The 25,610-nt window shown below is 66.1% G+C and carries 25 protein-coding genes and 1 tRNA gene; 20 read left to right on the plus strand and 6 right to left on the minus strand.

The features are described from left to right. Positions 1-72: 72 nt before the first annotated feature. The gene (locus ACFO0J_RS15785) at positions 73-1,296 is read left to right on the plus strand and encodes an arabinose transporter (protein WP_376814035.1); all 1,224 of its coding nucleotides are present in this window, start codon (positions 73-75) and stop codon (positions 1,294-1,296) included. A gap of 163 nt (positions 1,297-1,459) precedes the next feature. Here ACFO0J_RS15785 and ACFO0J_RS15790 read toward each other — a convergent pair. Both ACFO0J_RS15790 and ACFO0J_RS15795 read right to left on the minus strand, forming a co-directional pair. Further along, positions 1,460-1,536, minus strand: a tRNA-Val gene (locus tag ACFO0J_RS15790). A 96-nt stretch (positions 1,537-1,632) separates the two neighbouring features. After that, entirely contained in the window at positions 1,633-2,523 is an 891-nt protein-coding gene (locus ACFO0J_RS15795; protein WP_376814036.1) for a prohibitin family protein, read from the minus strand. A 233-nt stretch (positions 2,524-2,756) separates the two neighbouring features. Between ACFO0J_RS15795 and thrS the strand changes: the two genes are divergently transcribed. The 7 genes from thrS (at position 2,757) to ACFO0J_RS15830 (ending at position 10,984) form a co-directional block, all read left to right on the plus strand. Next, positions 2,757-4,703, plus strand: a complete 1,947-nt coding sequence (thrS, locus tag ACFO0J_RS15800) for a threonine--tRNA ligase (RefSeq protein WP_376814037.1) — start codon at positions 2,757-2,759, stop codon at positions 4,701-4,703. A 37-nt stretch (positions 4,704-4,740) separates the two neighbouring features. After that, on the plus strand, positions 4,741-5,262 hold the full coding sequence (gene infC / locus ACFO0J_RS15805; RefSeq protein WP_376814180.1) for a translation initiation factor IF-3: 522 nt from the start codon (positions 4,741-4,743) through the stop codon (positions 5,260-5,262). 70 nt (positions 5,263-5,332) lie between these two features. Further along, positions 5,333-6,295 (plus strand): glutathione synthase, encoded by a 963-nt coding sequence (gene gshB, locus ACFO0J_RS15810; protein WP_376814038.1) that lies wholly within the window; start codon positions 5,333-5,335, stop codon positions 6,293-6,295. Then, positions 6,296-6,709 (plus strand): PTS sugar transporter subunit IIA, encoded by a 414-nt coding sequence (locus ACFO0J_RS15815; protein ID WP_376814039.1) that lies wholly within the window; start codon positions 6,296-6,298, stop codon positions 6,707-6,709. Positions 6,710-6,721: 12 nt separating this feature from the next. Beyond that, the gene (locus ACFO0J_RS15820) at positions 6,722-6,991 is read left to right on the plus strand and encodes an HPr family phosphocarrier protein (RefSeq protein WP_376814040.1); all 270 of its coding nucleotides are present in this window, start codon (positions 6,722-6,724) and stop codon (positions 6,989-6,991) included. A 17-nt stretch (positions 6,992-7,008) separates the two neighbouring features. Continuing rightward, a complete protein-coding gene (gene ptsP / locus ACFO0J_RS15825; protein ID WP_376814041.1) occupies positions 7,009-8,763 on the plus strand; it encodes a phosphoenolpyruvate--protein phosphotransferase in 1,755 nt (584 codons plus the stop codon). A 118-nt stretch (positions 8,764-8,881) separates the two neighbouring features. Continuing rightward, positions 8,882-10,984, plus strand: coding sequence for a diguanylate cyclase domain-containing protein (locus ACFO0J_RS15830; RefSeq protein WP_376814042.1), 2,103 nt, complete (start codon positions 8,882-8,884; stop codon positions 10,982-10,984). Here ACFO0J_RS15830 and ACFO0J_RS15835 read toward each other — a convergent pair. Further along, positions 10,972-12,201: an ammonium transporter gene (locus ACFO0J_RS15835; protein WP_376814043.1), complete on the minus strand. Its 1,230-nt coding sequence runs from the start codon at positions 12,199-12,201 to the stop codon at positions 10,972-10,974. The genes ACFO0J_RS15830 and ACFO0J_RS15835 overlap by 13 nt on opposite strands. A 26-nt stretch (positions 12,202-12,227) precedes the next feature. Continuing rightward, on the minus strand, positions 12,228-12,566 hold the full coding sequence (locus ACFO0J_RS15840; protein ID WP_376814044.1) for a P-II family nitrogen regulator: 339 nt from the start codon (positions 12,564-12,566) through the stop codon (positions 12,228-12,230). 408 nt (positions 12,567-12,974) lie between these two features. Here ACFO0J_RS15840 and ACFO0J_RS15845 point away from each other — a divergent pair, with 408 nt between their 5' ends. The 9 genes from ACFO0J_RS15845 to ACFO0J_RS15885 all read left to right on the plus strand — a co-directional run bounded on the left by ACFO0J_RS15845 (position 12,975) and on the right by ACFO0J_RS15885 (position 20,529). Then, entirely contained in the window at positions 12,975-13,379 is a 405-nt protein-coding gene (locus tag ACFO0J_RS15845; RefSeq protein ID WP_376814045.1) for a hypothetical protein, read from the plus strand. 180 nt (positions 13,380-13,559) lie between these two features. Continuing rightward, the gene (locus ACFO0J_RS15850; protein ID WP_376814046.1) at positions 13,560-15,077 is read left to right on the plus strand and encodes a YifB family Mg chelatase-like AAA ATPase; all 1,518 of its coding nucleotides are present in this window, start codon (positions 13,560-13,562) and stop codon (positions 15,075-15,077) included. A gap of 89 nt (positions 15,078-15,166) precedes the next feature. Then, positions 15,167-15,406, plus strand: coding sequence for an accessory factor UbiK family protein (locus tag ACFO0J_RS15855; RefSeq protein WP_376814047.1), 240 nt, complete (start codon positions 15,167-15,169; stop codon positions 15,404-15,406). A gap of 269 nt (positions 15,407-15,675) precedes the next feature. Beyond that, positions 15,676-15,873 carry a 50S ribosomal protein L35 gene (gene rpmI, locus ACFO0J_RS15860; protein ID WP_043682165.1) on the plus strand — a complete coding sequence of 66 codons (198 nt, stop codon included), beginning with the start codon at positions 15,676-15,678 and terminating at the stop codon, positions 15,871-15,873. Between the two features lie 13 nt (positions 15,874-15,886). Further along, positions 15,887-16,246 (plus strand): 50S ribosomal protein L20, encoded by a 360-nt coding sequence (gene rplT / locus ACFO0J_RS15865; protein WP_376814048.1) that lies wholly within the window; start codon positions 15,887-15,889, stop codon positions 16,244-16,246. Between the two features lie 78 nt (positions 16,247-16,324). Continuing rightward, entirely contained in the window at positions 16,325-17,347 is a 1,023-nt protein-coding gene (pheS, locus tag ACFO0J_RS15870) for a phenylalanine--tRNA ligase subunit alpha (RefSeq protein WP_376814049.1), read from the plus strand. Between the two features lie 33 nt (positions 17,348-17,380). Beyond that, complete coding sequence (gene pheT / locus ACFO0J_RS15875; RefSeq protein ID WP_376814050.1) at positions 17,381-19,783, plus strand: phenylalanine--tRNA ligase subunit beta; 2,403 nt, start codon at positions 17,381-17,383, stop codon at positions 19,781-19,783. Between the two features lie 15 nt (positions 19,784-19,798). Beyond that, positions 19,799-20,107, plus strand: coding sequence for an integration host factor subunit alpha (locus ACFO0J_RS15880; RefSeq protein ID WP_376814051.1), 309 nt, complete (start codon positions 19,799-19,801; stop codon positions 20,105-20,107). After that, complete coding sequence (locus ACFO0J_RS15885) at positions 20,104-20,529, plus strand: MerR family transcriptional regulator (RefSeq protein ID WP_376814052.1); 426 nt, start codon at positions 20,104-20,106, stop codon at positions 20,527-20,529. Before ACFO0J_RS15880 ends, ACFO0J_RS15885 begins: the two co-directional genes overlap by 4 nt. A gap of 102 nt (positions 20,530-20,631) precedes the next feature. Here ACFO0J_RS15885 and ACFO0J_RS15890 read toward each other — a convergent pair whose 3' ends face one another. Then, positions 20,632-21,108 (minus strand): hypothetical protein, encoded by a 477-nt coding sequence (locus ACFO0J_RS15890; RefSeq protein WP_376814053.1) that lies wholly within the window; start codon positions 21,106-21,108, stop codon positions 20,632-20,634. After that, positions 21,105-21,632, minus strand: coding sequence for a sigma factor (locus ACFO0J_RS15895; protein ID WP_376814054.1), 528 nt, complete (start codon positions 21,630-21,632; stop codon positions 21,105-21,107). The genes ACFO0J_RS15890 and ACFO0J_RS15895 overlap by 4 nt, the downstream gene beginning before the upstream one ends. Positions 21,633-21,794: 162 nt before the next feature. On the opposite strand from ACFO0J_RS15895, the gene ACFO0J_RS15900 reads away from it, so the two are divergent. The 3 genes from ACFO0J_RS15900 to sufB are packed head-to-tail and all read left to right on the plus strand — an operon-like array spanning position 21,795 to position 25,604. After that, complete coding sequence (locus tag ACFO0J_RS15900; protein ID WP_376814055.1) at positions 21,795-23,588, plus strand: ABCB family ABC transporter ATP-binding protein/permease; 1,794 nt, start codon at positions 21,795-21,797, stop codon at positions 23,586-23,588. A 58-nt stretch (positions 23,589-23,646) separates the two neighbouring features. Continuing rightward, complete coding sequence (locus tag ACFO0J_RS15905) at positions 23,647-24,159, plus strand: SUF system Fe-S cluster assembly regulator (protein ID WP_376814056.1); 513 nt, start codon at positions 23,647-23,649, stop codon at positions 24,157-24,159. Continuing rightward, complete coding sequence (gene sufB / locus ACFO0J_RS15910; protein WP_376814057.1) at positions 24,156-25,604, plus strand: Fe-S cluster assembly protein SufB; 1,449 nt, start codon at positions 24,156-24,158, stop codon at positions 25,602-25,604. Before ACFO0J_RS15905 ends, sufB begins: the two co-directional genes overlap by 4 nt. The last annotated feature ends 6 nt before the right edge of the window (positions 25,605-25,610 follow it).

Genomic DNA, 25,610 nt, shown 5'->3' on the forward strand with positions numbered 1-25,610 from the left:
GTGAGTTTCCAATGTGAGCAATGACTCATATTATGCCAAATATCGAGCAAATGCTCATATTTGGAGTTGTGGATGTCTTCTCGTTCTGATGTCACTGCGGCCGGTGCGGCCCATCCGCCGCCCGTCGTCGGCGTTTTTCTCAAACTCTTGCCGATCACGCTGGCGGTGTTCATCGCCTTCCTCACCATCGGCTTGCTGCTGCCCGTCCTGCCGCTGCACGTGTCCGATGCATTGGGCATGAGCACCCTGATGGTTGGGATGGTCATCGGCACGCAGTTCGCCGCCGCCCTGCTGTCTCGCGCCTGGGCCGGGAATCTGGCCGACACGCGGGGGGCCAAGCGCGCCGTGGTCACGGGCTTCCTGTTTGCGTCCTGCTCCGGGGGCGCTTATCTCGTGTCTCTGGCCTTCCTCTCCGCGCCGACGGCCTCCGTCTGGATTCTGCTGTTGGGCCGTGTATTGCTGGGCTGCGGCGAGAGCCTGATCGTGACGGGCGCCTTGAGTTGGGGCGTCGGGCTCGTTGGCCCGCAGAATGCCGGCAAGGTCATGGCGTGGGTCGGCATTGCCATGTATGGCGCTTACGCCGTGGGCGCTCCCGTCGGCATGGTCGTCCAGGAAGGGTATGGATTCGCCGGCATCTGCGTTGCCGCCGCCATCCTGCCCGTGCTGGCGCTGGTACTCGTCCTGAATGTGCGGGCGATCGCCCCGACGGCCGCCCGCCGCACGCCGTTCTACAAGGTGCTGGGCGCCGTGTGGGGCGCGGGGATCGGCCTGGCGCTTTGCAGTGTGGGCTTCGGCGTCATCACGGCATTCATCGCCTTGCTGTTCGCCGCCCGGGAGTGGGGCGATGCCTCGCTGGCATTCACAGCTTTCGGGCTGGCGTTCATCGGCGCCCGCATCTTCTTCGGCCATCTGCCCGACAAACTGGGCGGCGCCCGTGTGGCCCTGGTCTGCGTATGCATCGAGGCTGCGGGGCAACTGCTCATCTGGGGCGCCCAGACGCCTGTCATGGCCTATGCCGGCGCCGCGTTGACGGGTTTGGGGTATTCGCTCGCTTTCCCGGGTTTCGGCGTGGAGGCCGTGCGCCGCGCACCGCCGCAGAGCCGGGGCGTCGCCATGGGGGCCTATGTGGCTTTCCTGGATATTTCGCTAGGGCTCACCGGCCCGGTGTCGGGCGCGGTGGCCGGGGCATGGGGGATCGAAACCGTTTATCTCGCAGGCGCCGTCGCCGTGGCGCTGTCCGTGCTGATCGCGATGCGCCTGCTGGCCTCCGGATCGAAGGGAAGCCGCCATGCCTGAGGCCGGGCTTGGCAACAAGCCCCCACGCTTCCATGCTGACGCATGGCGCGCTGCCCCCCGAGGGGGCGCTTTTTGCCTTGGGGGCGGCCCGGCAACAAAAAAGCCGCACCTCGTGGCGAGAGCGGCTTTTTTGGGCGGGGTTGGGCAACCCTTGCAAGAATTCTGGTAGGCAGTACTGGATTCGAACCAGCGACCTCTACGATGTCAACGTAGCGCTCTAACCAACTGAGCTAACCGCCTGCAAGAAAGAACGAAATTATAGGGGGCGTTTTGCGGCCTGTCAAACGATCCGGGCAACCCGAATCAGGGGCTGAGACGCCGCCCCGCAACAGCCCCTTATTTCACGCTGATGAACGGCACGGCCGAGCCCGGGACCATGGTCCCGGGCAGCTTGCCGTCCCACTGTTCGGCGGCGATCAGTTGCACGAGGCTGGGGTTCTCGCGCAGCGCCTTGCCCTTGGCTTCGATGGCGGCGGCCTCGGCTTCGCCGGCCAGGCGTACGGCCTGGGCGCGGGCTTGCGCCTCGGCGACCACGGAGTCGGCGCGGCCCTTGGCCTGCGTGACCGCGATCTGGGCGTTGATGCGCTCGGTCTCCAGGTTCTGCTGGCGCGTGAAGACGGCGACCTCGGCCTTCATCCGGTCCTCGACGCTGGCCTCGTAGGCGGGGGAATAGCCGATTTCCTCGATCTGCACACCCTCGATATGGATCGGCTGGTCTTCGACACTGTGCCGCAGGGCGTCGCTGATGCCCATGGTCAGCTTGGCGCGGTCCTGCACGGCGGAAATCGCCGTGAATTGCCCGAAGATGGTCTTGACCTGGTCGGGCACCTTGCGTTCCAGCAGCCGCGCGCTCATGGACGGGATCGAACCGTAGCGCGCGTAGAGCATGTCCACCCGGTCGGCCGGCACGCTGTAGGTGACGGACACCACCAGCGTTGCGGGCTGCTGGTCGCGGCTGTAGGCCTCGACCTGCTCGAATTTGACGACGTGCGATTGCGTGCTGACGCGTGCATAGCTGTCGACGAAAGGCAGCTTGAAATGCAGGCCCGGCTCGGCCACGCCGGTGATGGCCCCGTTGCGCAGCGTGACGGCGCGCTCTCTTTGGTCGACGGTGTACCAGGACTCGAATGAGGCGCCGATGAGAGCCAGAATGATGATGCCCAGCGCCACCAGCGAGGCGCTGCCGCCCGCCTTGCGCAGCGGGTGCACATTGTCCTTGCGTTCCATGAAATTTTCCTTTTTGTCCCGATTGGCTTGTGTATTCATCGGGCTGTTTGTCGTTGAGGCTGAAAAGCGGCGAAAGAGTAGCAGTTTGTGCCGTTTGTTGTCGGATCGCCTCGTATCAAATTGATTGTTGCCCGTCCGATTGCTACACTTGACAGGTTCCCTCCTGCACGACAAATTCAGGCTTTTTATCGACGCGGCGCAGGCCGCGTTTCGCATTTTCAGGACACGCTTACATGGTTTGCATCACCCTTCCTGACGGTTCGCAGCGCGAATTCGACCATCCCGTTTCCGTGCACGAGGTCGCGCGTTCCATCGGGACCGGGTTGGGCAAGGCTACGCTGGCGGGCAAACTGACCGTGGACGGGCAGCCGGCGCGGCTGGTGGACGCCAGCCACGTGATCGACCAGGATGCGGGCCTGAGCATCGTCACCGACAAGGACCCCGAGGGCCTGGATCTGATCCGCCACTCGACGGCGCACTTGCTGGCCTACGCGGTCAAGTCCCTGTTTCCCGACGCCCAGGTCACCATCGGCCCGGTGATCGACAACGGCTTTTATTACGACTTCTCGTACAAGCGCGCCTTCACGCCCGAAGACCTGACCGCCATCGAAAAGAAGATGGCCGAACTGGCGCGCCGCGACGAAGTCGTCACGCGCGAGGAATGGGACCGCGACGAGGCCGTGAAGTTTTTCCGTGGCATCGGCGAGGCTTACAAGGCCGAGATCATCGCCTCGATCCCCACCAACGAAAAGATCAGCCTGTACCGCGAGGGCGATTTCATCGACCTGTGCCGCGGCCCGCACGTGCCGTCCACCGGCCGCCTGCGGGTGTTCAAACTGATGAAGGTCGCCGGAGCCTACTGGCGCGGCGACAGCAACAACGAAATGCTGCAGCGCATTTACGGCACCGCCTGGGCCCGCAAGGAAGACCAGGACGCCTATCTGCACATGCTCGAACAGGCCGAATTGCGCGATCACCGCCGCATCGGCCGCGAACTGGACCTGTTCCACTTCCAGGACGAGGCCCCGGGCCTGATCTTCTGGCACCCCAAGGGCTGGACGGTCTGGCAGCAGGTCGAGCAATACATGCGCCAGGTGTACCAGGACAACGGCTACCAGGAAGTCAAGGCGCCGCAGATTCTGGACCTGTCCCTGTGGAAGAAAACCGGCCACTGGGACAACTACCAGGAAAACATGTTCACGACGGAATCCGAGAACCGCGTGTATGGCTTGAAGCCCATGAACTGTCCGGGCCACGTGCAGATCTTCAACGCCGGCCTGCACTCCTACCGTGAACTGCCGCTGCGCTACGGTGAATTCGGCCAGTGCCACCGCAACGAGCCCTCCGGTTCGCTGCACGGCATGATGCGCGTGCGCGGTTTCACCCAGGACGACGGCCACATTTTCTGCACCGAAGACCAGCTTCAGGCCGAATGCGCCGCTTTCACGCGGCTGCTGCAAAAGGTCTACGCCGACTTCGGTTTCACCGAGATCCTGTACAAGGTCGCCACCCGTCCCGAAAAGCGCATCGGCGCCGACGAGGTCTGGGACAAGGCCGAAAAGGCCTTGATGGACAGCCTGGACCTGTCGCATTGCGAGTACGAAGTGTCCGAAGGCGAGGGCGCCTTCTACGGGCCGAAGATCGAATACACCCTGAAGGACGCCATCGGCCGCCATTGGCAGTGCGGCACCATCCAGGTGGACTTTTCCATGCCGCAGCGTCTGGGGGCTGAATACGTCGATGCCCAGGACCAGCGCCGCACGCCGGTGATGCTGCATCGGGCCATCCTGGGCTCTCTGGAGCGCTTCATCGGCATGCTGATCGAAAACCACGCCGGGGCGCTGCCCGCCTGGCTGGCGCCGCAGCATGCCGTGGTCTGCTGCATCTCCGACAGTTCCGCCGCCTATGCCGAACAACTGGCCCGCGACCTGAAACAACAGGGCCTGCGCGTGTCCGCCGACGTGCGGGGCGAAAAGATCACCCGTAAAATCCGCGAACATAGCCTGCAGAAAATCCCGTATATTCTGGTCGTTGGCGACAAGGAACGCGAATCCGGCGCCGTGTCCGTGCGCGGACGCGGCAATCAGGATCTGGGCTCGATGCCGGTGGCGGATTTCACCGCCCGGCTGAAGCACGAAATCTCGACTCGTCAGCAGGGAACCGAACCGGCCCAGGCCTGATTCGCCCCTTTTTTATCAACTCACAGGAGTTTTAGACATCGCAACCGAAAAGAAACACCGCGTCAACGGTGATATCCGCATCCACGAAGTCCGTTTGATCGGCGTGGAAGGCGAACAACTGGGCATCGTCCGTACGGCGGATGCCTTGGCCATGGCCGAACAGAACGACGTCGATCTGGTCGAAATCGCCCCCACGGCCAGCCCCCCGGTCTGCCGCCTGATGGACTACGGCAAGTTCAAGTACCAGGAACAGAAGCGCCAGGCCGAGGCCCGTTCCCGCCAGAAGGTCATCCAGGTCAAGGAAGTCAAATTCCGCCCGGGCACCGACGAAGGCGACTATCAGGTCAAGCTGCGCAATCTGCGCCGCTTCCTCGAGGACGGCGACAAGGCCAAGGTCACGCTGCGTTTCCGCGGCCGCGAAATGGCCCACCAGGAACTGGGCATGCGTGTGCTCGAACGGGTGCGCGATGACCTGGGCGAGCTGGTGCTGGTCGAGGCCATGCCCAAGCTCGAAGGCCGCCAGATGGTGATGGTGCTGGCACCGCGCAAAAAAGCCTGATGGGATCGGACGTGAAATGGTCCCTGTGGGCCATTTCATGCCCATCGCTGCAAGAGGCATAGAGGCATTCATGCATTTTCTGTTCGTCATCGATCCGCTGCCTGCCTTGAAGGCCTGGAAGGATTCCTCGGTCGCCGTCATGCGCAGTCTGGCCGCGCAGGGGCATGAATTCAGCTTTGCCACGATGGGCGACCTGTACATCCAGGAAGGCCGCGTGCGGGTTGCGGCCACGGCGATGCGCCTGCGCGCCGACGCCGACTGGCACGGCCACGACTGGTGGACACAGGACGTCGCGCCGCGCGAATGCGCGCTGGCCGATTTCGACGGCGTGCTGATGCGCAAGGATCCGCCCTTCGACATGGAGTACGTCTACGCGACGCACCTGTTCGATTATGCGGCGGCGCAGGGCGCGCGCGTGTTCAACGCCGGGTCGGCCATCCGCAACCACCCCGAAAAGCTCGCCATCACTGAATTCCCGCAGTACACGGCGCCGACGCTGGTCAGCCGCGACATGGCGCGGTTGCGCGCATTCCAGGCGCAGTACGGCGACGTCATCGTCAAGCCTTTGGACGGCATGGGCGGCAGCGGCATTTTCCGCCTGCGGCCTGACGAGCCCAATCTGGGCTCCATCCTGGAAGCCCTGACGGAGATGGGACAGCGCACCATCATGGCGCAACGCTACATCCCGGAAATCCGCGACGGCGACAAGCGCATCCTGATCATCGGCGGCGAGCCGGTGCCCTACGCCCTGGCGCGTGTGCCGCTGCAGGGCGAGACGCGCGGCAATCTGGCCGCCGGCGGGCGCGGCCGGGCGCAGCCCCTGTCGGCGCGCGATCTGGAACTGGCCCAGGCCGTGGGCGAGCGGCTGGCGGGACGCGGCTTGCTGCTGATCGGCCTGGACGTGATCGGCGACTACATCACCGAGATCAACGTCACCAGCCCCACCTGCTTCGTGGAAATCACCGAGCAGACCGGTTTTGACGTGGCCGGCCGCTTCGTCGAAGCCCTGGTCCACGCCGTGAGCGCGTCCTGAATGAACACCCGCATCGCCCTGGTCATGCATGATCCCTTGGGAGAGGCCTTCGAGGTCTGCGCCCGGCACGTGCTGGGCCGCGTGCCTGACCTGACGGTGTTCGACATCGTGCCCGACGCCGATCCGCCCACCCAGACCGGCCGCATCCTGGACTGGATGCGCACGCAGGGGCCGGGCGAACCCGTCCTGATCCTGTGCGATCTGTACGGGGCGACGCCGTTCAATATCGCCGCCCAGGCCCAGCGCCAGGCGCTGGAGGACGGCTACGTGGTGCATCTGCTGACCGGCACCAACGCCTGCATGGTGCTGAAAGCCTTGACAGACCAGCAGGAAAACCCTGAATCTCTCAGTGAACGCGTGCGTCAGGGGGCGTTGCGCGGTATCGTCAATGCGGAACCCCCGTGTGATTGCTAGGAACCCATCTTCATGCCTTCCATCGATCTGGTGATTTCGAACAAACTGGGCTTGCATGCGCGCGCGGCGGCCAAGCTGACCCAGTTGGCCGGGCGCTACCGCAGTGACATCTTCATCTCGCGGGGGGCGCAGCGCGTCAACGCCAAGAGCATCATGGGCGTGATGATGCTGGCCGCAGGCCTGGGCGTCACCGTCAAGATCGACGCCCAGGGCGAGGACGAAGCTCAGGCGCTGGCCGACATCCAGACCTTGTTCGAAGGCCGGTTCGGAGAAGCCGAATAAGCCAGGCTGCATTGCGCATGAATTCGCCGGAACCTGTTTCGTCCGCGCTCGCCTCCACCCTGTGCCTGTACGGCCAGGGGGTGGTGCGCGGCTATGCCATCGGCCGGGCCGTGGTGATGAGCGCGGCTTCGCTCGAAGTCGCCCACTACCGCATTGCCGACGAGGACATCGAATCCGAGCAGCGGCGCTTTACCCGGGCGGTGGACGAGACCGTGCGCGACCTGGGCCAGATGGCCGAGGACCTGCCGGCCGATGCGCCGCGCGAGCTGGGCGTGCTGCTGTCGGTGCACGCCATGCTGCTGCAGGATCCCATGCTGACGCAGTCCGTCTGTCAGTTGATCGCAGAGCGCCAATACAATGCCGAATGGGCGCTGACGACCCAGGGCCAGATCCTGGTCGAGCAGTTCTCCCTGATGGAGGACGCCTACCTGCGCGAGCGCGGCGGGGACGTGCGCCAGGTGATCGAGCGCGTGCTGCGGGTGCTGTCGGGGTCCGGGCACTGGCTGCCGAATCTGGATGCCGTGAACGTCGACGGCAGCCTGATCGTGGTGGCGCGCGACATTTCCCCGGCCGACATGATGCGTCTGCGCGGCGGCCGTTTCGGCGCCTTCTTGACGGATCTGGGCGGGGCCACCTCGCACACGGCCATCGTGGCGCGCAGCATGAACGTGCCGGCCGTGGTCGGCATGGGGCTGGTGCGCACACTGGTGCGTGACGGCGACCGCCTGATCGTCGACGGCCTGAACGGGCTGGTCCTGGTCAATCCCTCGGACGCGGTGCTGCGGGAATATCAGGAACGGCAGGCGGCCTTTCTGCGCGAGCGCGACGAGCTCAAGTCGCTGCGCTTTGCGCCGGCCGTCACCCTCGACGGCATCCAGATCCGCATGGAAGCCAATATCGAGTTGCCGGAGGAGGCCGCCGATGCGCTGGCCGCCGGCGCCGAGGGCATCGGCCTGTTTCGCAGCGAATTCCTGTTCATGGGCCGCCCCGATCTGCCGGGCGAGGAAGAGCAGTACGAGGCCTATGCCTCGGTGGTGCGGACCATGGCCGGCCGGCCGGTCACCATCCGCACGCTGGACATCGGCGCCGACAAGACGCTGGACGGCGAGGCGACCGTGGCCACCAATCCGGCCCTGGGCCTGCGCGCGATCCGATACTGCCTGGCCAATCCCGAGATGTTCAACACGCAGTTGCGGGCGCTGCTGCGGGCAGCCGCGCACGGGCCGATCCGGGTGCTGTTCCCCATGGTGTCGCACATGCACGAGATCCATGCCGCCCGCCGCGCGCTGGCGCGGGCCGCCGAGGAATTGAGCGCCGAGGGCCTGCCTCACGACGCGGCCGTGCAGGTGGGGGCCATGGTCGAGATTCCCGCCATCGCCATCGCCATCGAACCCTTCGCCGAGACGCTGGATTTCCTGTCCATCGGCACCAATGACCTGATCCAGTACGTGCTGGCGATCGACCGGGGGGATACCGACGTGGCCTCTCTGTACGACCCGATGCATCCGGCGGTGCTGCGCCTGATCGCGCACACCATCAACGCCGGCGAACGCGTGGGCAAGCCCGTGTCGATCTGCGGCGAGATGGCCGGCGACGTGCGCGTCACCCGCATGCTGCTGGGGCTGGGCCTGACCGGGTTCTCCATGCATCCGCAGCAATTGCTGGATGTGAAGAAGGAAATCCGCAAGGCGCATTCCAATGCGCTGCGGGTCAAGGTCGCCTCGGCGCTGAATCGGGCCGAGCGCATCGACCTGTCCACACTGAATACCTGAGTTGCATCCGGGGTCAGATCAAGACCCTGAACATATGACTGTTTCTAATAGACCGGTTCGTTGCTAGAATCTGGCGGCAGTGCTCTGGTGTTCGGTCCCGATATTTCCAGGTTCCTATTTGCAACACGTCCCCTTTCCTCGATCCGTGCGGCAGAAAGCCTCGCTGGCCTTCATTCTGGTGATGTTGCTGGCCGTCGGCAACGTCTCCATCGTCCAGTTCCTGCTGCGGGAAGGCGACGGCGTGGCTGCCACGCTGAACGTCGCGGGCAAGATGCGGATGCTGAGCCAGCGCATGGGCCTGTCCGCGCTGGCGCTGCACCAGTATCCGGGTCTGCCGGACCTGGCGCCGGATCAACTGCCCACGTTGTTCGACGAGGCGCATGACGCGCTGCGCCTGGGGGGGCGCGCCTTTGGCCTGGATATTCCCGCCGTGCCGAAGGCGCTTTCGCCGCAATTGCTGGACGTGCGCCAGGCCTGGATGCGCCAACAGCTCGCCGTCGATGCGCTGGCCCGCGCACCGGCCGGGGACCGGGTCGCCGTGGAGGCGCTGCTGCGGGCCAATACTGACCTGCTGGCCCGTACCGAAACGATGATGGACAGCCTGGTCGTCCAGGCGCGGGAAGTCCAGCGCCGCGCGCTGTACGGCGCCTATGCCCTGTTCGCGCTGGATCTCCTGCTGCTGGGGCTGGTCGGCTGGGTGGTTTCCCGGCGCATCCTGCAGCCCGTCCAGGCTTTGGCCCGGCAGTGCCGGGCCCTGGCGGTGGGCGACTATGCCGCGCGCTCAGACTTGCCGCCCGGCGATGAATTGGGCGAACTGGGTCGGGCGTTGAACGATTCCGCAGGGCGCATCGAACGCCTGCTGCGGGACATCGAGCAAGAGCATGCGGCGCTGGCCGATGCGCAATCCATGTTCAACGGCCTGTCCGACAATACCGTGGCCGGGATCTACATGGTGGATGAGTCCCTGCGCTTTATCCACGTCAACACGCGCATGGCTGACATGCTGGGCTATCCGCAGGCCGTGCTGGCGGACGGTTTTCCGCTCCATCAGGTGTTCACCGGGGCGGACTACGAGACCGTCCAGGCCCAGGCGATGGAACGCCTGTCGGGGCGCGCGACCCGAACGCGCTACGAATGCGTGGCGCGGCGGGGTGACGGTGAACCGATCGAACTGGAAATCTTCGGTTCGCTGATGTCCCTGCATGGCCGGCCGGCCTTGATCGGCATCATGTTCGACATCACCGAGCGCAAGCGCGCCGAGGCCTCGGCGCGGCGGGCCGCCCTGGTGTACGCCCACACCAGCGAAGGCATGGTGGTCACGGATGCCGACGGCGTCATCCAGGACGTCAATCCGGCTTTTACGGCGGTGACCGGCTACAGCGCCGACGACGTGGTCGGGCAGACCATGAATGTGCTCAGCTCCGGGCGCCACGACGAGGATTTCTACCGGGTGATGTGGGCCAGGCTGCAGGACACCGGCCGCTGGAGCGGCGATATCCATAACCGGCGCAAGTCGGGAGAGGAATACGTCGAACGCCTGTCGATCAATACGTCCTATAACGCGGACGGCAGCGTCAATTGCCGGATCGGCCTGTTTTCCGACGTGACCGAAAAGCGCCGCCGCGAGGCCTCGATCTGGCATCAGGCGCATCACGACCACCTGACCCAGTTGCCCAACCGCCAGATGTTCGAGGAAAACCTGCGGCTCAGTATCGAACAGGCCCGGCTGGGCGGGACGTCGTTCGCGGTGATCTTCCTGGATCTGGACCTGTTCAAGGACGTCAACGACACCCTGGGCCACGAGGCGGGCGACCAGTTGTTGCGCCTGGTGGGCCGGCGGCTGACCGAGTGCGTGCGCAGTTCCGACCTGGTGGCGCGGCTGGGCGGTGATGAATTCACCCTCCTCGTCCGGGACATTGAAGATCCGGACGACATCTTTCCCGTGGCGGACAAAATCCTGGATTCTCTGTCCCAGCCCTTTGCGCTGGGACAGCAGACCGTGCAGATTTCCGCCAGCATGGGCGCGGCCTTCCATCCCCGTGACGGCGGCAGCGACAGCGAGCTGTTGCGGGCCGCGGATCTGGCCATGTACGCCGCCAAGGAACAGGGCCGCAATCACTTCCGCGTCTATGCCGCCGAGATGCGCGAATCCGTTCAGGTCCGCCAGGGGGAGTTCGCCAGGGGACCTGATCCGGCTTCGGCCCCGGCTCAGTCGGGGTAGGCGGTTTCGCCGTGCGTCGCGGCGTCCAGGCCCTGGCGTTCCTCGTCGGGCGCGGCCCGCAGCCCCATCAGGCGATCGACCAGCAGGGCGCAGATCGCCGCGCTGGCGGCGGCCCACGCCAGGCTGACCAGCACGGCTTCGGCCTGCAGCCAGGTTTGATGCAGCAGCGCGCCCAGGCCCGCCGGGCCGGGGCCGCCCAGCGAGGCGGAATAGAAGACGCCTGTCAGCAGGGCGCCGACGATGCCGCCCACGGCATGGATGCCGAACACGTCGAAGGCGTCGTCGATGCCCAGTCTGCGCTTCAGGCCGCCGACCCCGTAGAGGGCGGCCCAGGAGGCGAGCGCACCGATGACGAGCGCCGCGCCCGGCGCGACCAGGCCGGCGGCCGGCGTGATGCCCACCAGCCCGGCAATGGCCCCGGAAGCGGCGCCCAGCAGCGAAGCCCGGCCCTTCAGGAGCCGCTCCGCCGACATCCAGGCCAGCACGCCGCAGACAGCCGCCAGCAAGGTGTTGGCCACGGCCAGGACGGCCTGCTCGTTGGCGGCCAGCGCCGATCCGCCGTTGAAGCCGAACCAGCCGATCCACAGCAGCGCGGCGCCGGTCAGGTTCAGCGGCAGGCTGTGGGGCAGCATGGCTTCCCGACCGTAGCCCAGCCGGGGGCCGACCCAGTAGGCGCCGACCAGGCCGGCCGCGCCGGCGCTGATATGGACGACGGTGCCGCCGGCGAAGTCCAGCGCGCCGCGCAGATGCAGCCAGCCGTCGCCGGCCCAGACCATGTGGGCGATCGGCATATAGCCCAGCGTGAACCACAGGCCGGCGAAGGCCAGTGCCGCGCCAAAGCGGGTGCGTTCGGCCATGCTGCCGGTGATCAGCCCGCAGGTGATGGCTGCGAAGGTCGCCTGGAACAGGGCGAAGAGCAGTTCCGGGATGGTGCCGAGCAAGGGCAGGGCGGCGGCGTCCCCGGGACGGTAGAGGCCGGCCAGCCCCAGGCGCGTCCATCCGCCCAGACCGCCGAAACCTTCGGTGAACACCAGAGAATAGCCATAGGCGAACCACAGGACCGTCACCAGCGCGCAGACGCTCAGCGTCTGCGTCATGACGGACAGCGCATGGCGCTTGCGTGCCAGACCGCCGTAGAACAGGGCCAGGCCCGGCATGCACATCAGCCAGACCAGCAGGGTCGAGGTCAGGGTCCAGACCAGATCACTCTTGTCCATGAGGTGTACTCCTTTGCCAATGGGGGTCAGAGGGCGGCTTCGCCGGTTTCGCCGGTACGGATGCGCACGACGTGTTCAAGGGGGGTGACGAAGATCTTGCCGTCGCCGATCTTGCCGGTGCGGGCGGCCTGGCACAGGCATTCGACGGTCATGTCGACCAGAGCGTCCGGGACGGCGACCTGGATCTGCAGCTTGGGCAGGAAATCGACCTGGTATTCCGCGCCCCGGTAGAGTTCGGTGTGTCCCTTCTGGCGGCCGAATCCCTTGGCCTCCGTGACCGTCATGCCCTGGATGCCGGCGGCCTCCAGTGCGGCGTGGGCTTCTTCCAGCTTGAAGGGCTTGATGAGTGCAGTGACGAGTTTCATGAATGCTCCTTTGCGGTCTGCGTGTATGGAGATTCAAGCAAGAGGCGTGCCAGCTTTTTGGTTAGAGTGAGCCGAAGGCGCGGCGTGGGGAAAACGCACCGCCTCGGTGCGGCCCCGGGCCGGAATGGTGCGGCGGCGTGGCGATTTCACCCTCGGTGACCATGTGGTGTTGTGTCCAGTTGTTGTGCGGGCGGCCGGCCGCCGCAGGCCGGTCCAGATGGTTTTCTCCCTGGGTGCGTGGCCGGCGACCGGTGCCGGATCGGCCTGGGTCTGCGGACATCAGTCATTACATGTCAGGGTTTACCCGCGATCCAGGGCCGCTAGACTTGTAACCAAGCCGGTTGTAACAGACCGGTCCTCGAAAATGATCCGCCACTTCACACAGCGGAATTTTGTATAGGGAAGATCATGAATACGACGCGTAAAACGCTGATTCTGGCCGCCATGGCGGCATCGCTGAGCTTGCTGGCCGCTTGCTCCAAGAGCGATGACGCTTCGGCGCCGCCTCCGGCCGCTCCCGCGCCTTCGACGGCGCCGACTCCGGCTCCCATGCCTCCCGGCTCGCCCGCTCCGCAGGAAGAGCAGAGCGCCCCTGCCGATCAGTCCATGGGGGACAAGATCAAAGAATCGGCCGGCGAGGCCTCGGACAAGGCGGCTGAACTCGGCCATGCCGTGTCCGCCAAGGCCGGTGAACTGGCCCACGAGGCGGGTGATGCCGCCAACAGCGCCCGTGAATCGGTGAAGGAAGGCGCGGCCAAGGCTGATGCCGCCATCCAGGGCGCCGTGGGCAACTCGAACGGCGGTTCCAAGTAAGCAAGGCAGTACCGGCGCGCCGTACCGAGGGATCGGACGGCGCGCCGGCCTGTTCAGGGGCTCTCAAGGCACGGGGCAGAGACTCGGTGCAGCGGGACAAATCCGTCCCGCCCGCCGCCCGTGATTCCGTTCCCGTCGCTATAGTGCGGGAAATGGCCGGGAATCACGCGGGGAGAGCCGATGTCGCTTGCAGTGCTATCCAGCCGGGCCCTGTTCGGGTTGCGGGTCTGGCCTGTGCAGGTCGAGGTCCACGTGGGCAGCGGCCTGCCTGCTTTTTCGATTGTCGGCCTGCCGGGCGCGGGCGTGCGCGAAAGCCGCGAGCGGGTGCGTTCGGCGCTGCTGAGCAGCGGTTTTGAGTTTCCGGCGGGACGGATCACCGCCAATCTGGCGCCGGCCGACTTGCCCAAGGACTCCGGTCGCTTCGATCTGCCGATCGCGTTGGGCGTGTTGCTGGCGTCGGGGCAGGTGGCCGATGCCCGGGGTCTGGCGCCTGACGTGCGGCATTACGTGCTGGCGGGCGAACTGTCGCTGACCGGCAGCATCGTGCCGGCGGATGCCGCGCTGGCGATTGCGCTGTCGGTCGTCCGCGACGACCCGCAGGCCGTGCTGATCATGGCGCCGGCAGCGGCCGGCGCGGCCGCCCGGGTGCCGGGACTGAAGGTGCTGGCGGCCGGAGGCCTGGACGAAGTCGTGGCCCATTTTGCCGGTCAGGCCGGATTGCCCATCGCCACGCCGGCGCGCGACGAACCGGTGGATGAACCCCCCGCGCCCTGCCTGTCCGACGTCCGGGGGCAGGCGGCGGCCCGGCGCGCCCTGGAACTGGCGGCCGCCGGCGGGCATGGCCTGCTGATGAGCGGCTGTCCCGGCGTGGGCAAGAGCATGCTGGCGCGGCGCCTGCCCGGCTTGCTGCCGCCCCTGAGCGCCGAGCAAGCCCTGGAGGTGGCCGCCGTGCACGGGTTGGCCCGGTCCCGGCTCTCCCTGTCCCGGGTGCCGCCGTTCCGCGCCCCGCACCACGGCGCGTCCATGCCGGCGCTGGTGGGCGGGGGCGCCCGTCCCAGGCCCGGAGAAATCAGTCTGGCCCATCATGGTGTGTTGTTCCTGGATGAACTGCCGGAATTCGGCCGCCAGGCCCTGGAGGCGTTGCGCGAGCCCCTGGAGACCGGCTGCGTGACGGTCGCGCGGGCCGCCGGCAGTTGCACGTTTCCCGCCCGTTTTCAGCTCGTGGCGGCGATGAATCCGTGCCCCTGCGGCTGGTTCGGCCATCCTCATCCGCGGCGGGAATGCCGCTGTTCCCGGGAGGCCGTCGCGCGCTATCGGGCGCGGATTTCAGGCCCTTTGCTGGACCGGATCGATCTGCATGTCGGCCTGGGGGCGGAAGCCGCCTGGCTGGACGCGCCGCCGGGCGAGGCCTCGGCCCCGATCCGGGAAAGGGTGCGGGCCGCTCGCGACCGGCAATTGACGCGCCAGGGCTGCCTGAATGCCGATCTGGACGGCGCGGCCCTTGACCGTCACGGCGCGCCGGATGCCGAGGGCCAGGCGCTGCTGCTGCGTGCGGCTGCGGCCTGGGGCTGGTCGGCGCGCGCCGTGCGCCGGGCCCAGCGCGTGGCGCGGACCCTGGCCGACCTGGACGGCGGCGACCGGGTCGAGGCCGTCCACATGGCCCAGGCGATCCAGTACCGTCCCGACGCCGATGCATGAGCCGGATCCGGGTACGCCGCGTCCCGTCGGACCGGCCGGACGAGGCCGGGTAAAATGACGCTTTCCCCTTTTCGATTCAGGAGGCCGCGATGATCGCCCCCAATCAATTGTTCGACGACTTCCAGAAGAACATGTCCGAGTTCCTGGCCAAGACCCCGGCCGCCGACATCGAACGCAATATGAAGGCCTTCATGATGCAGGCGTTCGCCCGCATGGATCTGGTCACCCGCGAAGAATTCGACGTCCAGGCCGACCTGCTGGCCCGCGCGCTGGAGCGCGTCGAATCCCTGGAAGCCCGTGTGCAGGCGCTGGAACAAGGGAACGAATAGACATGTCAGGGCAAATTGCCCTATAATCAAGGGCTTTCCCGAATTCCTCCGGGGTTTTCGTCTCGGGGGAATTGTCTTTTGACCCGTGTCTTTTGACCCATGTCTTTTGCGGGGAAAGCAGGAAGTACAGAGCAGCAAAAGACAGAGCAGTAAAGGGGATACGCGCATGCAGGTTGCGCATGCCGGATCCGAATGTTCGCAAATAGCCAGGTCTGACAAGCGCCCGAATCCCGGGTCACCTGGGTTTGCCAAGCCAACAGAGTATCGTCATGCCCAAGATGAAGAGCAAAAAAGGCGCTTCCAAGCGCTTTAAGGTGCGCGGCAGTGGTTCCATCAAGCGCGGCCAGGCTTTCAAGCGTCACATCCTGACCAAGAAAACCACGAAAAACAAACGTCAGCTGCGCGGTTCGGCTGCTGTCCATGAAACCAACGTCGCCTCCGTGAAGGCGATGCTGCCTTTCGCCTGATCGGAGATTACACATGCCTCGCGTCAAACGCGGCGTCACCGCTCGTGCACGCCATAAAAAAGTCCTCAAGGCCGCCAAGGGTTACCGTGGCCGCCGCGGCAATGTATTCCGGGTCGCCAAGCAGGCGGTCATGCGCGCCGGCCAGTACGCCTACCGCGACCGCCGCAACAAGAAGCGCACCTTCCGCGCCCTGTGGATCACCCGTATCAACGCGGGCTGCCGCGAACTGGGTGTGACCTACAGCGTCTTCATCGCCGGCCTGAAGAAGGCCTCGATCGAACTCGACCGCAAGGTCCTCGCCGACATGGCCGTGCACGACAAGGCGGGTTTTGCCGCCGTCGTGGCCCAGGCGAAATCTGCGCTGGCCGCCTGACCGACACAGTTTCGTTTTCGATTCTGTATCATCGCAAACGGAGCTCGATCGGGCTCCGTTTGTGTTTTGGAATGCACCATGGACTCATCGCTCGACGAACTGATTGCCCAGGCCCGTGACCGCTTCGCCCAGGCCGGGGATGCCGCCACGCTGGAAAACGAAAAAGCCGCCTTTCTGGGCAAGCAGGGGTCGCTGACCGCGCTGCTCAAGGGCCTCGCGGCCTTGCAGGGCGAGGAAAAACGCACGCGCGGCGCGCAGATCAACCAGGCCAAGCAGCAGGTCGAAGCGCTGTTGAACACGCGGCGCGCCGAAATGGCCCAGGCCGTGCTGGACCAGCGCCTGGCGGCCGAGACCATCGACGTCACCCTGCCGGGCCGAGGGCGCGGCGTGGGCGGCATCCATCCGGTGATCCGCACCTGGCAGCGTGTCGAGCAGATCTTCCGTTCCATCGGTTTCGACGTGGCCGACGGCCCCGAGATCGAGAACGACTGGACCAATTTCACGGCCCTGAACAATCCGGAAAACCATCCGGCGCGTTCCATGCAGGACACGTTCTACGTGGACATGAAGGACGCAGGCGGGCTGCCGCTGGTGTTGCGCACCCACACCAGCCCCATGCAGGTGCGCTACGCCCGCATGAACAAGCCGCCCATCAAGGTCATCGCCCCGGGACGCACCTACCGCGTCGACAGCGACGCCACCCATTCGCCGATGTTCCACCAGGTCGAGGGCCTGTGGATCGCCGAGGACATCTCTTTCGCGGACCTGAAAGGCGTCTACACGAATTTCCTGCGGGCCTTCTTCGAGACCGACGACCTGACGCTGCGCTTCCGGCCGTCGTTCTTCCCGTTTACCGAACCTTCGGCCGAAATCGACATGATGTTCACCTCGGGTCCCAACCAGGGCCGCTGGCTGGAAATCTCCGGCTCGGGCCAGGTGCATCCCCAGGTCGTGCGCAATTTCGGACTGGACCCGGAACGCTACATCGGTTTTGCCTTCGGCTCGGGCCTGGAGCGCCTGACCATGCTGCGCTACGGCGTGGACGACTTGCGCCAGTTCTTCGAAGGCGATCTGCGCTTCCTGCGCCAGTTCAACGACTAGGCCCGTCGGCCTCAGTGATACGGAACCCGAATCATGCAATTTCCCGAATCATGGCTGCGCGCCTGGGCTGATCCCGAGATCGACAGCCAGGAACTCGCCCATCGGCTGACCATGGCCGGCCTCGAAGTCGAGGACGCCGATCCCTATGCGCCGCCGTTTTCCGGCGTGGTGGTCGCGCGCATCGAATCGGCCGAGCCGCACCCGAACGCCGACAAGCTGCGCGTCTGCCAGGTCAATGACGGCTCGGGCGAGCCGCTGCAGATCGTCTGCGGCGCGCCCAATGCCGCCGCCGGCCTGCTGGTGCCGCTGGCCCGCGTCGGCGCCGAATTGCCCGGCGGCATGCAGATCGGTCCCGTCAAGATGCGGGGCGTCGAATCGCGCGGCATGCTGTGCTCGGCCCGCGAACTGGGCCTGTCCCAGGACCACGCCGGTCTGCTGGAGCTGTCCGCTGACCTGCAGCCGGGCCAGGACCTGCGCCAGGCGCTGGATCTGGACGACACGATCTACACCCTGAAGCTCACCCCCAACCGGGCCGATTGCCTGTCCATCCTCGGGGTGGCGCGCGAAGTCGCCGCGTTGACGGGCTGCGCGCTGCGCGCCCCGGACACGCCCAGCGTGCCGGTGACGCTGGACGAGCGGCTGCCCGTGGCCGTGCAGGCCCCGGACCTGTGCGGCCGCTTCGCCGGGCGCGTGGTGCGCGGCGTGAATGCGCGCGCGGCAACGCCCGACTGGATCAAGTCGCGCCTGGAGCGCGCCGGTCAGCGGCCGGTGTCGGCGCTGGTGGACATCTCCAACTACATCATGCTGGAACTGGGCCGTCCCACGCACGTCTTCGACCTTGCCAAGGTCCAGGGCGGCCTGACGGTGCGCTGGGCGCGCGAGGGCGAACGACTGGAACTGCTGAACGACCAGACCGTCGATCTGACGTCCGACGTGGGCGTCATCGAGAGCGGCCGGGGGCTGGAAAGCCTGGCCGGCGTCATGGGCGGGCAGGCGTCGGCCGTGACGCTGGATACCACCGACGTCTACCTGGAAGCCGCCTTCTGGTGGCCGGAGGCCGTCATGGGCCTCACGCGCCGCTTCAAGCTCAATTCCGAGGCGGCCCACCGTTTCGAGCGCGGGGTGGATTTCGCCACCATTCCCGAACAATTGAATGTCATGACGGCCCTGATCCTGGAGGTCTGCGGCGGCCAGGCCGGTCCGTTGGACGACCAGGTCGTCAATCTGCCCGCGCGCGAGCCGGTGCGCATGCGCCTGGCGCGTTGCGCCCGCGTGCTGGGGATCGCGCTGGACGCCGAGGCCGTGGGCGCCGTCTTCACGCGTCTGGGCTTTGCCTACGAACGCCAGGGCGACGATTTCATCGTCACGCCGCCGGCGGCGCGCTTCGACCTGACGATCGAGGAAGACCTGATCGAGGAAGTCGCCCGCATCTACGGTTTCGACCGCATCCCCGATCTGCCTCCGGTGGCGCCCGCCGTCATGCGGGTGGCGCCCGAGGTCCAGTATGGCCCGCATGCGCTGCGCGCCGCCCTGGCTGCGCGCGACTACCAGGAAGTCATCAACTTCTCCTTCGTCGAGGAAGCCTGGGAACGGGATTATTGCGGCAACGCCGACCCCATCCGCCTGTTGAACCCCATCGCCAGCCAGTTGGCGGTGATGCGTTCCGGTCTGATCGGCGGGCTGCTGGCCAATATCGCCCACAACGCCAAGCATCGTCAGACGCGCGTCCGTGTCTTCGAGCTGGGCCGTGTGTTCGCCCGCGATGCTTCGGTGGCCGACGGCGGCCTGACCGTGGCGGGCGTCGCCCAGCCCACGCATCTGGCTGCGGCGGCCTGGGGGCCGGCGCAGGCAGAACAATGGGGTGAACCGGTCCGTCCGGTGGACTTCTTTGACGTCAAGCGCGACCTGGAGGCCCTGCTGGGCGCGCGTGCGGCCGGTCTGCGCTGCGAGGCGGCCGCGCATCCCGCGCTGCATCCGGGCCGCAGCGCCCGCCTGCTGCTGGACGGCCGGGCGATCGGCTGGCTGGGCGAGGTTCACCCGCGCTGGGCGCAGGCCCTGGACCTGCCGCACGCGCCCGTCGTCTTTGAATTGGACGCCGAAGCGGTATCCGAACGTGTCTTCCCCCAACCGCGCGAACAGTCCAGGCAGCCCGTGGTGGTGCGGGATCTGGCGATCTGGGTGGACGCGGGCGTGCCGTGGCAGTCGCTGCTTGATACACTGCAGCAGCGGATCGCGGCCGATGCGGCCCTTTCCGTGGTCAAAGACATTAAACTGTTCGATATCTGGCGCGAAGCCGCGACTGCCCAACAGCGCAGTCTGGCGTTGCGCCTGTGGTTCCAGGGCCGTGATACGACGCTGGAAGACCATCAAGTCGAACATTGCGTGCAAAGCCTGCTCGACGCCTTGATCCAGGCTCATGGCGCGCGTCTGCGTTGATAGGAGAAATCGCGGGTGAATACGGATCGGACGCTCACCAAAGCCCACCTGGCCGAACTGCTGTTCGAGCGCGTGGGCCTGAACAAACGCGAAGCCAAAGACATCGTGGACACGTTCTTCTCCGAAGTCCGCGATGCTTTGGTCCAGGGGACCGAGGTCAAGCTGTCGGGTTTCGGCAGCTTTCAGGTGCGCAACAAGCCGCCGCGCCCGGGTCGCAACCCCAAGACCGGCGAGGTCATCCCGATCGCCGCGCGCCGGGTGGTCACGTTCCACGCCAGCCAGAAACTGAAGGACGGCGTGGGCGCTGACGGAGACGCTGCATGACGGCCGCCGCGACCCCTGCGGTCGTGCTGCCGCCGATCCCCGCCAAGCGCTACTTCACCATTGGCGAAGTCTCTGAACTGTGCGGGGTCAAGCCGCACATCCTGCGCTACTGGGAACAGGAATTCGTCCAGCTCAAGCCGGTCAAGCGGCGCGGCAACCGGCGCTACTACCAGCACCACGAAGTCCTGCTGGTGCGCCGTATCCGCGATCTGCTCTACGAACAGGGCTTTACCATCGCCGGGGCGCGCAACCGCCTGGGGGACAGCGGTGACGTACCGCACGACCAGGACGCCGCCGTGCGCCTGAGCGGCGCCGAACTGCAGGCGCTGCGGGCCGATCTGGTGTCCGCGCGCGATCGCCTGGCCCAGGCCCTGGACGGCAACCGTCAGGCCCATCAGGCGGCGGGGCTGCTGGATCTTTGAGTCCGCCCGTTATCGGGGCGGCATGCGAAAACGCCGGGACATCATCCCGGCGTTTTTCTTGTGGTGCGAAAAAAACTCCACGCTGCACAGTCTGCGACTGCTTCAGTGGCTTTCCAGATGGACAGGCTGCTGGATGATGGTGCCGACGGGGGCCGGTTTGAGGCTGGCCCAGAGCGCCAGGGCGGCCAATCCCAGCGCCACGGCGATGCCCGCCGCGACGGCCACGCGACCGCGCCGCAGGCGCGTCCCGCGCGGGGCGCGGCGACGCGGCGGTTCGTCGCCGGACGCGGGATGCGGATCGGCGTCACCCCCGCGGGTTTCGCCCATGACGGCCAGATCTTCCATTTCCATGCCCAGGCTCTGGCGGATGCGGTCCAGCACCGCATCGGGCGCGGGCTGGGCGGGCAGGGCGTCGACAATGCCCAGGAAATAAGCTTCCCATTTCAGGGCGCGGGCAGCCGCTGCGTCGTCGTGGGCCAGGCGCGCCTGGATATCGGCCACGCGGTCGGGCATGTCCAGGCCCAGCACGTAGCGGGCGACCTCGTCGTCGGAGTAGGAGCGGTGTTTATGCGTGCTCATGCGTGCACCGCCCCGTCGATGTGCGCCAGGGCCGCGCTGAGCGAGGCCTCGATATCGGGTTCGGAACGGTCCAGGCGTGCGGCGATGCGGGCCGGATTGCCGCCGTGCAGGTAGGCCTGCAGCAAGGCATCGAGTTGCGGGCCGGGCAGGGCGGCCAATGCGCCGGCGATGGTGCCGGCCGGCGCATTGGCCGGCAGATCGAGGGCGGGCAGGGGCGTGTTCTCCGCCGGATGGCGGCCATCGGCACGCATCTGCCGCGCATGGGCCGACGCGCGGTAGCGCAGGATGCTGTAGACCCAGGCGCGTGCGGTGCCGATCGCCGGGCTGTAGCCGGCGGCGTTGCGCCAGATCAGGACGAAGGTCTCGTGCAGCACGGTGTCAGCCGCGTCGGGGTCGTCCAGCATGGCCAGCGCCAGGGCGCGCATGGCGGGGGATTCATGGCGGTACAGCGCCAGGAAGGCGGCGCGGTCGCCGGCCGCGCAGGCACTTAATTCCGCTTCGAAATCGAAAACTGAAACAGTCATACAATCTTTCCCGTTCACCGGGTCTCGGGATGCGCCGATCAGGCGGCGTGTCCTCTAGGGAACAGTGGTTCCCCAGGAATGCCATTATTGTATGCGGACCGGCGGCGTACATCCTGTCATTCACTGTGCGATTCGTCACTCGCCTGTTTTTCGGATATTTCCATGCGCTTTTCCCACACCGGTCCCGCGCCCGCGCGGCGTGACGATTGGCTGACCTTGAAGACGCTGTGGCCGTACGTCTGGGCCTTTCGCGGCCGGGTCGTGCTGGCTTTCGTCTGCCTGGTCGTGGCCAAGGTCGCCAACGTCGCCACGCCGGTCTGGCTCAAGGACATCGTCGATGCGCTGGGCGTGGCGCCGACGCTGATGGCCGTGCCGCTGGCGGCCCTGCTGGGCTATGGCCTGTCGCGTCTGGCGACCTCGGTGTTCGGCGAGCTGCGCGACGCCCTGTTCGCCCGCGTGACCCAGGGGGCCATCCAGCAGGTGGCCAGCCAGGTCTTCCGCCATCTGCTGGCGCTGTCGCTGCGCTTTCACATGGGTCGGCGCACCGGCGGGCTGACGCGCGACATCGAACGCGGCACCAAAGGCATCGGTTTCCTGCTCAATTTCATGGTCTTCAACATCGTGCCCACGCTGCTGGAGATCGCCATGGTCGCGGGCGTGCTGCTGTGGCGCTATGACTGGATCTTTGCCGCATTGACCCTGGGGACCATCGCCGCCTACGTGCTGTTCACGCTGAAGGTCACCGAACGCCGCATGGCCTACCGCCGCACCATGAACACGCTGGACAGCCAGGCCAACGGCCGGGCGGTCGACGCGCTGCTGAACTACGAGACCGTCAAGTATTTCGGCAACGAGGCCTACGAGAGCCGCCGCTACGACGCCGACATGACGCGCTGGGTGGATTCGGCCGTGCGCAACCAGGTGTCGCTGAATCTGCTGAACATGGGGCAGGGCGTCATCATCACCCTGGGCATGACCGCGCTGCTGTGGCAATCGGCGCGCGGCGTGGTGCAAGGCGTCATGACCGTGGGCGACGTGGTGCTGGTGTCGGCGTACCTGACCCAGTTGTACGCGCCGCTGAATTTCCTGGGTTTCGTCTACCGCGAGATCAAGCACGCCCTGGCCGACATGGAGCGCATGTTCGACCTGCTGGGCAATCGGCAGGAAGTGGCCGACCGTCCCGATGCGACCGCCCTGCAGGCGGGCCAGGCCAGCCTGTCTTTCGAGGCGGTGGATTTTGCCTATCAATCGGATCGTCCGATCCTGCATCAGGTGAGTTTCAGCGTGCCGGCCGGCGGTTCGCTGGCCGTGGTCGGGGCCTCGGGCGCCGGGAAATCGACGCTGTCGCGCCTGCTGTTCCGCTTCTATGATCCGACCGCGGGCTGTGTGCGGGTCAATGGCCGCGACATCCGCGACTACACCCAGGCCAGCCTGCGCGCCCATATCGGCATCGTGCCGCAGGATACGGTGCTGTTCAACGACAGCATCGGCTACAACATCGGCTACGGCCGTCCGGACGCCACCCAGGACGACATCGAGCAGGCGGCGCGGGCCGCCCACATCCATGACTTCATCGCTTCGCTGCCCCAGGGCTACGAAACCCCGGTGGGCGAACGTGGGTTAAAATTATCCGGCGGTGAAAAACAGCGCGTCGCGATTGCCCGCGCGCTGCTCAAATCCCCCCCGATTCTGGTCTTCGACGAAGCCACCAGCGCCCTGGATACGCGCACCGAGCGCGCCATCCAGTCGCAGTTGGAACGCATCGCCCAGGGGCGCACCACGCTCATCATCGCGCACCGCCTGTCGACGATCGTCCATGCCGACCACATTCTGGTGATGGAAGCCGGCCGCGTGGTCGAGCAGGGCACCCACACGGCGCTGCTGGCCCTGGACGGGCGCTACGCCCGGATGTGGAATCTGCAACAGTCCCACCCCGAACTGGATACTAGGGTTTGACCTATATCGTACCAAAGAGGTACTATTTGGTTTTCAACGCCCGTCCCTGGAACCCCCGATGCTGCGGATCAGCAAGATCGTCGATTACGGAATCCTCGTGCTCACGCACATGGCTGCCCGTCCGACGCATGTGTGCAGCGCAGCCGAACTGGCGAGTGACCTGGGCCTGGGCCAGCCCGTCGTCAGCAAAGTCCTGAAACTGCTGGCCCAGCATGGCCTGGTCGCCAGCACGCGCGGCGCCCACGGCGGCTACCGCCTGGGACGCGAGGCCGAGCACATCAATGTCGCCCAAATCATCGACGCACTCGAGGATCAGCCTTTCGGCCTGACCGAATGCACGGCCTTGCCGGGCGCGTGCAGCGTCGAAGGCGCCTGCCACATCCGTTCCCACTGGCAACGCATCAACCGCATCGTGCGCCACACGCTGGAATCCGTCACGGTGGCCGACATGCTCGACGGCGAGGGCCCCGGCGCGCTCGCCGCGCCCGCGTCCGCCGTTCCGGTCCCCGCGCCCAAGGCCGGCGCGCGCCGGGCCATCACGAATATCACGAACTGGAGTCTGTCCAAATGAGTACCGTCAACGACAAGCTCGATTCCTTTCTCGACCGCGACTACGAGGCCGGTTTCGTCACGCAGATCGAATCCGAGACCTTCCCCAAGGGGCTCGACGAGGATGTGATTCGCCGCCTGTCCGCCGTCAAGCGGGAGCCCGAGTTCATGCTCGAATGGCGCCTGAAGGCCTACCGCGAATGGCTCAAGATGCGCCTGCCCAAGTGGGCCAAGCTGCATTACGCGGACCCTGACTTCCAGGACATCAGCTATTACTCGGCGCCCAAGTCCAAGGTGGACGGCCCCAAGAGCCTGGACGAGGTCGATCCCGAACTGCTGCGCACCTACGAAAAGCTGGGCGTGCCGCTGCACGAGCGCGCCAAGCTGGCCGGGGTCGCGGTGGACGCGGTGTTCGATTCGGTGTCCGTGGCGACGACATTCCGCAAGCAACTGGCCGACGTCGGCGTGATCTTCTGTTCGTTCTCCGAGGCGCTGCGCGAATACCCGGAACTGGTGCAGAAATACATGGGCACGGTCGTGCCGCCCAGCGATAATTTCTACGCGGCGCTGAATTCGGCGGTGTTTTCGGACGGCTCGTTCGTTTACATCCCCAAGGGCGTGAAATGCCCGATGGAGCTGTCCACGTATTTCCGCATCAACAGCGCCGACACCGGCCAGTTCGAACGCACCCTGATCATCGCCGACGAAGGCGCCAGCGTCAGCTACCTGGAAGGCTGTACGGCGCCCATGCGTGATGAAAACCAGTTGCACGCCGCCGTGGTGGAACTGGTCGCGCTGGACGACGCCAAGATCAAGTATTCCACGGTGCAGAACTGGTATCCCGGCGATGAAAACGGCGTGGGCGGCATCTATAACTTCGTCACCAAGCGCGGGGACTGTCGCGGGCCGCGCTCGCGGATTTCCTGGACCCAGGTGGAAACCGGCTCGGCCATCACCTGGAAGTATCCCAGCGTGATCCTGCGCGGCGATGACTCCACCGGCGAATTCTATTCCGTGGCGCTGTCCAACCACCGCCAGCAGGCCGACACCGGCACCAAGATGATCCATATGGGGCGCAATACGCGCAGCACCATCATCTCCAAGGGCATTTCCGCCGGCCATGGCAGCAACACCTTCCGCAGCCTGGTGCGCATGACGCCCAAGGCCGAGAACGCGCGCAACTACACGCAGTGCGACTCGCTGCTGATCGGTAGCCAGTGCGCCGCGCACACCTTCCCGACCATGGAAGTCCAGCATCCCAGCGCCAACGTCGAGCACGAAGCCACCGCTTCGCGCATCGCCGAGGACCAGTTGTTTTATGCCATGCAGCGCGGCCTGTCGGCCGAGGACGCGGTCTCGATGATCGTCAACGGCTTCTGTAAGGAAGTCTTCAAAGAATTGCCCATGGAATTCGCCGTCGAAGCACAGAATCTGCTCGGCGTGAGCCTGGAAGGCAGCGTAGGTTAAGGAACC

It is taken from the genome of Castellaniella hirudinis (genome assembly GCF_042651965.1).
GTDB classification, from domain to species: domain Bacteria; phylum Pseudomonadota; class Gammaproteobacteria; order Burkholderiales; family Burkholderiaceae_B; genus Castellaniella; species Castellaniella hirudinis.